The 7,307-nt window shown below is 71.7% G+C and carries 6 protein-coding genes and 2 pseudogenes; 7 read left to right on the forward strand and 1 reads right to left on the reverse strand.

Annotated elements, in window-relative coordinates; all coding sequences use genetic code 11:
- The 4 genes from ACFZDK_RS40635 to ACFZDK_RS40650 all read left to right on the forward strand — a co-directional run bounded on the left by ACFZDK_RS40635 (position 1) and on the right by ACFZDK_RS40650 (position 5,733).
- Complete coding sequence (locus ACFZDK_RS40635) at positions 1–915, forward strand: ABC transporter permease subunit (protein WP_390980319.1); 915 nt, start codon at positions 1–3, stop codon at positions 913–915.
- The gene (locus ACFZDK_RS40640) at positions 912–1,766 is read left to right on the forward strand and encodes a carbohydrate ABC transporter permease (protein ID WP_365690610.1); all 855 of its coding nucleotides are present in this window, start codon (positions 912–914) and stop codon (positions 1,764–1,766) included. The genes ACFZDK_RS40635 and ACFZDK_RS40640 overlap by 4 nt, the downstream gene beginning before the upstream one ends.
- 37 nt (positions 1,767–1,803) lie before the next feature.
- Entirely contained in the window at positions 1,804–3,924 is a 2,121-nt protein-coding gene (locus ACFZDK_RS40645; RefSeq protein WP_390980322.1) for a beta-galactosidase, read from the forward strand.
- 1,014 nt (positions 3,925–4,938) lie between these two features.
- Positions 4,939–5,733: a hypothetical protein gene (locus tag ACFZDK_RS40650; RefSeq protein WP_390980324.1), complete on the forward strand. Its 795-nt coding sequence runs from the start codon at positions 4,939–4,941 to the stop codon at positions 5,731–5,733.
- Positions 5,734–5,768: 35 nt separating this feature from the next.
- Here the strand turns inward: ACFZDK_RS40650 and ACFZDK_RS40655 are convergent, their stop codons facing one another.
- Positions 5,769–6,014, reverse strand: a complete 246-nt coding sequence (locus tag ACFZDK_RS40655) for an enoyl-CoA hydratase-related protein (protein WP_390980344.1) — start codon at positions 6,012–6,014, stop codon at positions 5,769–5,771.
- A gap of 296 nt (positions 6,015–6,310) precedes the next feature.
- On the opposite strand from ACFZDK_RS40655, the pseudogene ACFZDK_RS40660 reads away from it, so the two are divergent.
- The 3 genes and pseudogenes from ACFZDK_RS40660 to ACFZDK_RS40670 all read left to right on the forward strand — a co-directional run.
- Positions 6,311–6,424: pseudogene (locus ACFZDK_RS40660) on the forward strand (acyl-CoA dehydrogenase family protein); the annotation flags it as partial.
- Positions 6,423–7,181: a GntR family transcriptional regulator gene (locus ACFZDK_RS40665; RefSeq protein ID WP_390980326.1), complete on the forward strand. Its 759-nt coding sequence runs from the start codon at positions 6,423–6,425 to the stop codon at positions 7,179–7,181. The pseudogene ACFZDK_RS40660 and the gene ACFZDK_RS40665, both read left to right, overlap by 2 nt.
- A 32-nt stretch (positions 7,182–7,213) precedes the next feature.
- A pseudogene (locus ACFZDK_RS40670) lies at positions 7,214–7,307 on the forward strand (electron transfer flavoprotein subunit beta); the annotation flags it as partial.

The following is a 7,307-nucleotide window of genomic DNA, read 5'->3' on the forward strand; positions in this document are numbered from 1 at the left end:
ATGACCGGGACCCGCCGCCACCGGGCCGCCGGACCGCTCTTCGTCGCCCCGTTCCTGACCCTGTTCCTGCTGCTCTTCCTCGCCCCGCTCGGCTACGCCGCCTATCTCAGCCTGTTCCAGAGCCGCCTGATCGGCGGGACGGTGTTCGTCGGCCTCGACAACTACACCCAGGCGCTGGGCGATCCCCAACTCCTGCACGGTGTGGGCCGGGTGGCGCTGTTCTTCGTGATCCAGGTGCCGGTGATGCTGCTGCTGGCCCTGCTGTTCGCCCTCGCGCTCGACAGCGGGCTGCTGCGGCTGGCGCGGGTGATCCGGCTGGGCATCTTCGTGCCGTACGCCGTGCCCAGCGTGGTCGCCGCGCTCATGTGGGGCTATCTCTACGGGCCGGACTTCGGCCCGTTCGCCCAGCTGAGCCGGAAACTGGACCTGCCGGCCCCGCACTTCCTCAGCGACGGCTGGATGCTGGGCAGCCTGGCGAACATCGTGACCTGGGAGTTCGTCGGCTACAACATGATCATCCTGTACGCGGCCCTGCGCACGATCCCGCAGGAGCTGTACGAGGCGGCGGCCGTGGACGGCGCCGGGGCCTGGCGCATCGCCTGGTCGGTGAAACTCCCCGCGCTGCGGCCGGCGTTGCTGCTCACCCTCCTGTTCTCGGTGATCGGCAGCTTCCAGCTCTTCAACGAACCCAACCTGCTGATGAAGATCGCCCCGGACGTCATCAGCAGCTCCTACACCGCCAACCTGTACGCCTACTCCCTCGCGTTCACCGGCCAGCAGGTCAACTACGCGGCCACGGTGTCCTTCCTCCTCGGCCTCGTCATCGTGATCGCCTCCTACGGCGTGCTGCTCACCGCGAACCGCGGCAGCAGCGACAGGCGCACCAGCCGCGACAGCCTCAGGAGGGCCGCATGACGACCCGTCGCAGCACCCCGCTGACCATCGCCATGCTGGCGGCGCTCGCCTACTTCCTGCTCCCCCTGTGCTGGCTGCTGATCGCCTCGACCAAGAGCACACAGGACCTCTTCAACAGCTTCGGCCTGTGGTTCTCGCACACCCCGCGGCTCCTGGCCAACATCAGGGCGACCTTCACCCAGGACGACGGCGTCTTCGCGCACTGGCTGCTCAACACGGTCCTGTACGCCGTCGTCAGCGCGGTCGGCGCCGCACTGCTCGCGGCGGCCGGCGGCTACGGATTCGCGAAGTTCCGTTTCCGGGGCGACCGGTTCACCTTCAACCTGGTCCTCGGTGCCGTCATGGTCCCGACCACCGCGCTGGCCATCCCGACCTATCTGCTGTTCGCCAAGGCAGGCCTGGTCAACACCCCCTGGGCGGTGATCCTGCCGTCCCTCGTCAACCCGTTCGGCCTCTATCTGATGCGCATCTACGCGGCCGACGCCGTCCCGGACAGCATCCTGGAGGCCGCGCGCATCGACGGGGCCGGCGAGGCCCGCATCTTCTTCCGGATCGCCCTGCGGCTGCTGGGCCCCGGTCTGGTGACGGTCCTGCTGTTCACGCTCGTGGCAACCTGGAACAACTACTTCCTGCCGCTGATCATGCTCAACGACCCCAACCTGTACCCGGTGACGGTGGGCCTGGCCTCCTGGGCCGCGCAGGCCCAGAACGGCGGGGCCGGTGCCAGCAGCGACATGCTGGCGCTGGTCGTGACCGGTTCCCTGCTCTCGATCGTCCCGCTCGTCGCCGCCTTCCTGCTGCTCCAGCGGTACTGGCAGAGCGGCCTGGCGGCCGGCGGCGTCAAGCAGTAACTCCCCCCACCATCACTATCCTTCGGAGGTCTCCTTCATGGCGGCTCTGCCTGCCCGTGTCCTGTTCGGTGCCGCGTACTACCACGAGTACCAGCCCTACGAGCGTCCCGCCGAACGCCTCAAGACCGACCTCGACCTGATGGCCGACGCCCATGTCACCGTCATCCGGGTCGGCGAGTCGGTCTGGTCGACCTGGGAGCCGGAGAACGGCCGCTTCGACCTGGACTGGCTGCAACCGGTGCTCGACGGCGCCCACGAGCGCGGAATCTCCGTCGTCCTGGGCACCCCGACGTACGCCGTCCCGCCGTGGCTGGCCCGGCAGTACCCGGAGCTGACCGGCGAGCGGCGCACCGGCGAGCGGATCGGCTGGGGCGCCCGGCAGGAGGTGGACTTCACGCACCCCGCCTTCCGGTTCCACGCCGAGCGGGTCGTCCGCCGGATCGTCGCCCGGTACGCGGACCACCCGGCGGTCATCGGCTTCCAGGTCGACAACGAACCCGGCAACGAACTCCTCCACAACCGGGGCGTGTTCGAGCGCTTCGTCGATCATCTCCGCGAGAAGTACGGGGACGTCGAGACCCTGAACCGCGAGTGGGGCCTGGTGTACTGGTCCCACCGGCTGTCCACCTGGGCCGACCTGTGGACCCCGGACGGCAACGCGCAGCCCCAGTACGACGTCGCCTGGAGGGAGTTCCAGGCCCGTCAGGTCACCGAGTTCATCGGCTGGCAGGCGGACATCGTCCGCGAGTACGCCCGCCCGGAGCAGTTCGTCACCACCTGCATCTCCTACACCCGCCCCGCGGTCGAGGACGACGAGCTGACCGACCGCCTCGACATCGCCGCCGGCAACCCGTACTACGACATGCAGGACGGTCTGCTGCTGCCCGACCCCACCCCCGAAACCCACGAGCAGCAGTGGAAGACCACCGGGGTGTGGGCCCTGTACCGGACGGCCGACTGGATGTTCTCCTCGCGGCAGGCGCCGTTCCTGGTCACCGAGACCAACGCCGGTTCGATCGGCTTCCCCTGGGACAACCGGCCCGCCTACGACGGCCAGTGGCGCCAGGCGGCCTGGGCGCTGGTCGGGCGCGGGGCCCGGATGATCGAGTACTGGCACTGGCACACGCTGCACTTCGGCGCGGAGACCTACTGGGGCGGCATCCTGCCGCACACCGGCCGGCCCGGCCGGGTCTACGCCGAACTCGCCCGGCTGGGCGCCGAGTTCGAGACGGCGGGCGGGCTCGTCGCCGGTCTGGAGCCGGACGCGGACCTCACGGTGGTGTACTCGACGCCCAGCAAGTGGCTGATGCAGAAGTACCCGCCGCTGGCCACGCCCGACGGCGACCCCGATCCGGCCGCCTACCACCGGATCTTCGACGCCTTCCACCGGGGCGCTTTCGACGCCGGCCGCCAGGTGCGCATCGTCCACGCCCGTCAACTGCGCGACGGCGACACGACTGAGGAGACGGTGCGCCGACACCCGGTCCTGGTCGTGCCCGCGCTCTACCTCGCCGACGACGCCACCCTCGACCGGCTCGCGGCCTACGCCCACGCGGGCGGCCATCTGGTCCTCGGCCCGCGCACCGGCTACGCCGACCAGGAGGGCCGGGCCCGCACCGAACCGGCGCCCGGCCGGCTCACGCACGCGGCGGGTGTGTCGTACGACGAATTCAGCAATCTCCTGCGCGACCTGCCCGTACGCTCCGTGCCCGGCGGCCCGCTCCGCCTCCCGGAGGGCGCCACGGCCACCCGCTGGGCGGACGGCCTGACCGTCGCCGACGCCGAGCCGCTCGTCGAGTACGACCACCCGCACTTCGGGCGCTGGCCCGCGATAACCACCCGCCGGCACGGCGCGGGCCGGGTGACGTACGTCGGCACGGTGCCCGGACGCGACCTCGCCCGGACGCTCGCCGAGTGGCTGTCCCCGTCCGCCCGGCACGGCTGGCGCGACCTCCCGGCGACGGTCACCGCGACGACCGGCACCGCACCCGACGGGCGCCGCGTGCACATCCTCCACAACTGGAGCTGGGAACCCGCGGGCGTCTCCGCCCCGATGCCCCTCACCGACGTCCTCGACGGCACCCCACTCGCCGCCGGCACGGCGCTGGACCTCGGCCCGTGGGACGTCCGCGTGCTCGTCTCCGCCGACGTCGGCTGACCGACCGGCTCCCCGACGGAGAGGGAGGAGTCCAGCCGAGTGTGACCCTGCGGAGCCTTCTCGGCGCCGGGCCGGATGCCGTTGGTCCGGTGTGCGGCCGAGCAGTCCTCCGCAGGGTCGGCGTCACATGATGTGCCCAGGTGGCCTCGACAGAGACGTCCTCGCTGATACTGCACGGCAGACGCCGTACCTCCATCCGCCTTCGGGACGGGGAGGTGCTGTCGGCCATGGGCGGCGTCCGGCGCCGGATACCGGTGGCGGCGACAGAACGGATCGACGTCCACGGCACCAAGGGCCGGCGGCTGACCGTCGTGCTGACGGGCGACGAGCCCGTCGCGTATCACCTCAGGTGTCGCAGTGGCCCCGCCGTGCACGAGTTCGCGCAGGCGGTCCGCCGTACGCTGCCCGTGCGGGACGCCGACGAGCCGCGGCCGGACGGGGCGGGGCTGGTGACCGAGGAGCCGGTCGAGCGGGCGGCACCGAACCGGCTCCGGCAGCTGTGGTGGGGCCTGGGAGCGTCTATGTCCTGGTGTTCGTCCTGCTGCTGGTCACCGGCGCCGGGGTGGGCCCGATACTCCTGTGGGTGGTGGCGCCCGAAGCGATCGGCGGCGGGGGGTTCGGTGTGCACATCGGGTGGAAGATCGTCCGGAAGGCCTGGGGGATGCGTAGATCACCTACGACCCTACGAACCCCGAGAGCGCCCAGATCGGCCGCGGGACGACGGGATGGCTGGTGTTCGGCGCCGTGCTCATCCTGCTGCTCGGCCCGCTCCTCCTGTCCGGCGTCTCGTTCACGGTGGTCGGCCTGACAGCCCTGGTTCGCTGAATCAGCGAACTGCGTGGTATGGGCGCCGGTCTCGGGCGTGGGTGACGGCATCTGTGCAGAAGCGACACACAGGCTGCACACTGCCCAACCAAAGGCTCGCTACCGTTCTGGCCGTTCGATACCACGTACGAACGAGATCAGGCCACGGCTCATGAGGCCGCTGGCGCAGTCGAGTCAGGAAGACCGCGGATGGACTACTGCTCCTCGTGCCGCCGGCACCTCAACGGCGCCCTGGCGTGCCCCGGATGCGGCGCCTACGCCCCGGACATCGCACCGCGTCATACCGGTGCGACGGTCTGGCGGACCCCGGCCGACAACGCCTGGCAGGACCCGGATCCGGACCCGTACGCCCGGGAAACCGTCGAAGAGACCGCCGAGGCCCCGTACGACGGCCCGGCTGCCGCCCCGGTCGCGGCGGTCGGCCGGGCGGCGCGGCGGCGGCAGCGGGCCCGCTGGAAGAAGAACCAGCGGCGGGCCGTGGTGGCCACCGCGGTCGCCCTGGTCGGCGGCGGTCTGACCGTCGCCTCCCTCGGCCGGCACACCGCGGACCGGGCCCAGGCGGCCACGGCTCCGGACAACCAGCCCATGGGAGCCGCGGGCGGGCAGGCCACGGATCCCACCCCCACCGCGTCGGCACCGACCGGCCGGCACCGAGCCCCGGAGGGCACGCCGTCCGCCCGTGCGACCACGGCCAACGCGCCGCACGAGCAGACCGCGGGCCTGCCCCGCGCCACGCCGACGCCCCGTCGGGCCACCGTCGCCTCGGCGCGGCCCACGGCGGCGTCCTCCGCCGCGCCGCAGTCCGTCGCCACGGCGTCCGGCTCCGGCTCCGGCTCCGGCTCCGGCACCACGCAGTCGGAACCGACGGCCACGCCCACGCCCACGTCCACCGCCACCGGCGGCACCCAGACCCCGGCGGCGAGTCCCTCACCGGCCGCGACCTCGCCCTCCGAGCTCTGCCTGCTGGTCCTCTGTATCGGCTGACCCCGGTTCGCGGTGCCGCCGCGCGCGGCCCCGCGTCACTCCTCGATCCGGTCCACCAGCCCCCAGGCCAGGGCGCGTTCGGCGGGGACGGCCCGTCCGTCGAGGACCAGGTACAGGGTGCGCCAACGGCCGATCCGGCGCGGGATGCCGACCGTGCCGCCGGCGCCGGGGATCAGGCCCATGGCCAGTTCGGGCAGCCGGACGGTGGTGCCGGGGGCTGCCACGACCCGGGTGGCGAAGGACGGGAGTTCGATGCCGGCGCCGACACAGGTCCCGTGGATCCGGCGGCGCGGGCGAACTCGTCGCCCGCGCGGTCATGGTGCTGTGCGATCCGAGCCGCGAGTCCTGACAGAGCCTGAAGAAAGCTTCCTTCGCACCCGGGGCCCCTCGGGGCGGTCGCCCTCGGACGGTCGCCCTTGGGCGGTCGCTTCGAGGGCGCCGGATTGCTGCGTACAAATCCCACGCCGCGCCCGGGTGTGACCCCCGGCACATCTATGGAGTGCGGAAAGGCACAGGTCGTAGCTGCGCAAGCGTCGTTGACGTGGCCGGAGATTTGGCCGTACAAATCTGAACAGCGGATCAGTCGGCCGGACGGCGGGGCGAGATGGAGGCGGGCATGGCCAAGCTGTTCGCGTCCGAGACGGCCAGGGAGATCGCGCTCGGCGCGGTGCGGATCCACGGCGGCCACGGTGGCTGAGCAGCCCCAGCGGGAGAGGCAACGCGAGAGCACGTACTTCCGGCTCGCGCGGGAGCTGAGGGCGGCCGTTCTGCGCCACGACTACCCGGACGGGGTGCGGCTGCCGACCGAGGCCGAGCTGGCCGGGACGTACGGAGTGAGCCGGCAGACGGTACGGCGGGCGTTCCAGGACCTGGTCACGGAGGGGCTGGTGTACCGGGTGCCGGGGCGCGGGACGTTCGCCACGCCACGGGAGGAGCAGTACCTACGGCAGTTCGGCTCGGTGGACGACCTGATGGGGCTCTCCATCGACACCCGTATGGACGTCGTCACACCCCTGCACCGACGGGTCGACGTCGACGCGGCGGGCCGGCTGGACCTGCGCACGGACCGAGTGCACAAGCTGGCCTTCCTCCGGCTGCACGAGGCCCTCGCGTTCTGCCACACCTCGGTCTGGCTGCCGCCCTCCGTCGGCCGGCTCCTTGAGCCGGTCACGGAGTTGACGCTGCCGGGCACACCCAACGCGTTCACCGTCATCGGCCTGCTCGACCAGCGGCTGCCGGAACCGATCGCCGAGGCGGAACAGAGCATCACCGTCGCCGAGGCCACGCCGGACATCGCCCGGCACCTGGGCTGTGAACCGGGCCGCGCCCTGCTGCGCGTCGACCGCGTCTACCGGACCGTGGCCGGACAGGCCGTCGAACTCGCCATCAGCCACTTCCTGCCCGAGCACTACTCGTACCGCGTGCGGCTGCGGCGCAGTGGCCAGTGATACCCGCCCAACACCGTTGAGGAGAAAGAACCGTGAGTCTGAGGATCGTTGTCACTGTGAAGTACGTGCCCGACGCCACGGGCGACCGGCACTTCGCCGATGACCTGACCGTCGACCGGGACGACG

It is taken from the genome of Streptomyces sp. NPDC007901 (genome assembly GCF_042959465.1).
GTDB lineage: Bacteria > Actinomycetota > Actinomycetes > Streptomycetales > Streptomycetaceae > Streptomyces.

Bases quoted from the DNA above. Each gene is read 5' to 3' on its own strand.
- ACFZDK_RS40635 (WP_390980319.1), top strand. From the start codon at position 1: ATGACCGGGACCCGCCGCCACCGGGCCGCCGGACCGCTCTTCGTCGCC.
- ACFZDK_RS40640 (WP_365690610.1), top strand. From the start codon at position 912: ATGACGACCCGTCGCAGCACCCCGCTGACCATCGCCATGCTGGCGGCG.
- ACFZDK_RS40645 (WP_390980322.1), top strand. From the start codon at position 1,804: ATGGCGGCTCTGCCTGCCCGTGTCCTGTTCGGTGCCGCGTACTACCAC.
- ACFZDK_RS40650 (WP_390980324.1), top strand. From the start codon at position 4,939: ATGGACTACTGCTCCTCGTGCCGCCGGCACCTCAACGGCGCCCTGGCG.